Source organism: Paraburkholderia sp. RL17-373-BIF-A (assembly GCF_046030175.1).
GTDB lineage: Bacteria > Pseudomonadota > Gammaproteobacteria > Burkholderiales > Burkholderiaceae > Paraburkholderia.
This window is the reverse complement of record NZ_JARESO010000226.1, coordinates 1-1,859: the sequence shown is the minus strand read 5'-3', so window position 1 is coordinate 1,859 and position 1,859 is coordinate 1. Positions and strand designations below refer to the sequence as shown.

2 protein-coding genes are annotated in these 1,859 nt (G+C 61.8%); both read left to right on the top strand.

The genetic code is table 11. The features are described 5' to 3' along the window. Positions 1-71 precede the first annotated feature (71 nt). On the top strand, positions 72-1,421 hold the full coding sequence (locus tag P0D80_RS49860) for a DDE-type integrase/transposase/recombinase (RefSeq protein WP_408296043.1): 1,350 nt from the start codon (positions 72-74) through the stop codon (positions 1,419-1,421). A gap of 1 nt (position 1,422) precedes the next feature. After that, positions 1,423-1,859 (top strand): AAA family ATPase (locus P0D80_RS49855; RefSeq protein WP_408296040.1); only part of this gene is annotated, 437 nt, incomplete at its 3' end.

Genomic DNA, 1,859 nt, shown 5'->3' with positions numbered 1-1,859 from the left:
CACTTTGCCCACTCGCGCCGAATTCGGTTCGCGGTTCTCATGGCACTCCCTTTTTAACCATAGGAGTGAGCATGAAGGACATCGACCCGAAGGCCCTGTTTCGCCTGTCCGTACTCGGACCACTTGTCAGTCGCGAACGGCTTGATCGCGGCGACTTGCAGCAGATCATCCGCCAACTGGCTCAGCAGGAGTACGCAATTCCCGGTTCTCGTCGTCGCCATATCGGCGAGAAGACGCTTCAGTCCTGGTATTACGCCTGGAAACAGCACGGGCTGGAGGGCCTGTGCAGCAAGCCCCGTGTGGATCGCGGGCAATCGAAGCTGCCATCGGCCGTGCAAGCTGCGATCCTTGCAGCTAAGCGCGAGAATCCGCGACGCTCGATCCGCCAGATCCGTTTGCTGCTCGAATCTGCGGGTATCGTGGCGCACGACACACTCTCGCGCTGCGCCGTTCATCGGCTGCTGCAAGCCCACGGGCTCTCGCGCATCGTTGGCTCGGCCAGCTTGCCCGAGGAGAAACGCAGCTTCGTGGCCGAACACGCCGGCTCCATCTGGTACGGCGATGTCCTGCATGGCCCGCACTTGTCGCTTGGCCGGGGGCGCCGCAAGACCTACCTGGTCTCGTTGATGGACGACGCCTCGCGGCTCATCGCCCATAGCGCGTTCTGCTTCTCGGAGAGCGCGATCGACATCGAGGGCGTACTCAAGCAGGCCTTGCTCAAACGCGGTGTGCCCAAGATGTTGATCGTCGATAACGGCGCCGCTTATCGGGCGGCGACATTGCAGGGCATTTGTGCACGGCTGTCGATCAGGCTGGTTTATTGTAGACCGTATGCTCCCGAGGGCAAGGGCAAGCTGGAGCGCTGGCATCGCAGCTTACGGGCTCAATTCCTGAGCGAGCTCGACACCACGCACATCCATGATCTGGCGGACCTCAACGCGCGCCTGTGGGCTTGGGTCGAACAGATTTACCATCGCACCGAACACAGCGGCCTGTGTAACCAGACGCCGCTCGCCCGCTATCAGCAGGACCTACCCCGTATCGGCACACTCGGCGCACGCGCCGCACAACTGGACGAACTGTTCCTGCACCGTATCGAGCGCTACGTGCGCCGCGACGGCACCGTGTCATTTCAGGGCAAGCGCTTCGAAGTGCCATACGAGCTGGTCGGCAAGACCGTGTTGCTCGTGGTGGATCCCCATACGGGAACCGTCAAGGGCGTAGAAAGTGAGGCGGGCGAGCCCTTGGGCGCCGCAACCCTGCTCGACGCTGTCGGCAATCGCACACGCAAGCGGCGCAAATCTCAGCCTGAGACCGTCGAGCCGACCGTGACAGGACACGACGCGCCGATCGAGAACGCAGCGCACGGTCCCAATCTTATCGAGCTTGCCTATCAACGTCACTACGCCCGGGAGCTGTGACATGTATCGACAACACTTCGGTCTACGTTGCGCGCCGCTTTCCAAAGAACATAGTGAGTTGTGGGACGACGGCGCCTTGGCGCAATTCAACGAGCGCTTCCAGTGGCTACTGCACAGTCCCGGTATTGGCTTGCTCACGGGCGAGCCCGGTGTGGGCAAGACTGCCGCGTTACGCCACGCAGCACTGGCCTTGAATCCCCATCGCTACCAGGTCATCTATCTGGCTGAAACCGAGTTCGGGCGCATCGATCTGTACCGCAGCCTAGCTCGGGCGCTGGGTCTGGAGCCCGCCTATCGGCGTGCCGACCTGTGGCGGGATCTGAAGCTGCGCATCCTGGAGCTCGTCGAGAGCAAACAGTTGTTGCCCGTGTGGATTATCGACGAAGCGCAGAACCTGCCCCTCGAATTCTTCCGCGACTTCCCGGCCTTCCTGAACTT

Excerpts from the sequence above, each read along its gene's own strand:
- P0D80_RS49860 (WP_408296043.1), top strand. The coding sequence starts at position 72 with ATGAAGGACATCGACCCGAAGGCCCTGTTTCGCCTGTCCGTACTCGGA.